The organism is Acinetobacter sp. RF14B, from assembly GCF_006864105.1.
GTDB lineage: Bacteria > Pseudomonadota > Gammaproteobacteria > Pseudomonadales > Moraxellaceae > Acinetobacter > Acinetobacter lwoffii_C.
Map to the genome: position 1 here is coordinate 1 of NZ_SMTB01000177.1, position 1,819 is coordinate 1,819.

At 39.0% G+C, this 1,819-nt stretch carries 1 protein-coding gene; it reads right to left on the reverse strand.

All coding sequences use genetic code 11. The features are described from left to right. Nucleotides 1–719: 719 nt before the first annotated feature. Complete coding sequence (gene repM, locus E2K52_RS14280) at nt 720–1,697, reverse strand: replication initiation protein RepM (RefSeq protein WP_151205666.1); 978 nt, start codon at nt 1,695–1,697, stop codon at nt 720–722. Between the last annotated feature and the right edge of the window lie 122 nt (nt 1,698–1,819).

The window sequence follows — 1,819 nt, forward strand, 5'->3', positions numbered from 1 at the left end:
CTCATAAGACGTGAATTAAAATTTTTTCGTTAAAACGAATTTATCATAATATCTCGTCTTATGGTAGGTAAATCTCGTCTTATTGGTAGGTAAATCTCGTCTTATTGGTAGGTAAATCTCGTCTTATTGGTAGGTAAATCTCGTCTTATGTCCTCTGTATGCCTTGCTATACTTGCATTTCAGTATGGCTAAAAGCATTTAAAAGCATTTAAAAACATTAAAAGCCCAATTTTTCATGAAAATTGCCCTCGGTTTTCGCTAAAGCTCAAACTTTTTTGACTTCACTTCGTTACGTCAGGGGCAATTTTTAGCAAATGACGGAGAAAAACCAAAGATTTTAAAAGCATTGAGCAAGGACACACAGAGGGTACTTTTTCACTACCGTTCAAAATTCCTACTCTGTGCCTTGTTGGGGCAAGCCCCAAACCCCAAAAAGCAAAAGCAAAGGCAAAAATGGCACTCGCTTCGCTCGTGTCTTCTCAAAAGCAAAAGCACACGATAGTTAAAATTTTCATGAAATCAGATGCTAAAAAAGCGGTTTTTCAGAGGGTCGAAAGTCGAACTTTCATTGTGTCGCTCGTAGACACTCGCTAATCACTTTCTTTGAAAAACAGAAAAAAAGGCAAAGTAAATTTACTTTGCCTTTTCACTTTTTGCAGGGCAAAAACGCACCCATTGGACTCAATGGTAAAGTGCGCCCTTCGGGAATTTCGTCATGACTAAAAAACCACGCCAAATTCTTCTAGTTTGTTTTCCCATTGGTCGGCTGTTGCATCCGTTGTAATTTCTCCTTTGATACGTTTCATCATCTCCATTACTGACTCATCACCACGTTTAAAGCGATCTGCTAGACCATTCGCCATGATTGCACCTGTAATTTTGCTTTTACGGTGTTCTAAAACGTCCATATTTGCGTTTTCAGGCTGTTTTACGATGTTGGTAGGGATTTGACTAGGTTTTTTGATATGTGGGCTAGAATCGCTGTTTTTTGGCGTTTCCGCCTCTGTTTTCTTCTTCTGCTTAAACTTGAATGAGAATCCTGTGATTGTCCGCCCTTTTTTGTGCTGTTCGTAGCTCGCTGTGATGTCTGTATGCTCGTTGATTTGTTTGAGAGACGGCTCTAAAACGTATTTTTTTAAATCATACATGCGTTGATATTCAGCATCGAGAACACCCATTTTTTGCCGAAAGTCAGCCAATTCTATGATTGGTGTTTTCCCTGTGGTTCTCCAGCAGATCAGTAACTCATACAAACGAATTGCATAACCTGTTGAAAGCTCGCTTATCTGTTTCATTTCATACTGAGTAAAACGTTCCTCAAGCCTTGTAATTAAAGGAATGACGATAGGAGCGAAGATTAACTTCACTGTAGCTTCTGCATCCACATAGCGAACTTCACTAACCCAACGTGAACGGACGTTTTCGGTATTTCCTCGTTCATTGATTTCTTGGTAACTGAATTGACGTGCAAATAGATCATCACAAGCATCTTTGAGGGCTTGGTAGGCTGTTTGTCTAGCTACGCCAAATTGATTGATATAACTCTCTGCATGGACGGTTAAAGGGTCATTGGCATTAATTCCCTTTCCTGACTCTCTTGCTTCAACAATCGCCAACAAGATTAAGCGCTGTTCAACGAGATCCAAGTTGTAACTAGCGTTCATTAGGGCATTGTCTTTCACTACTAATTTACTCATAAGACGTGAATTAAAATTTTTTCGTTAAAACGAATTTATCATAATATCTCGTCTTATGGTAGGTAAATCTCGTCTTATTGGTAGGTAAATCTCGTCTTATTGGTAGGTAAATCTCGTCTTAT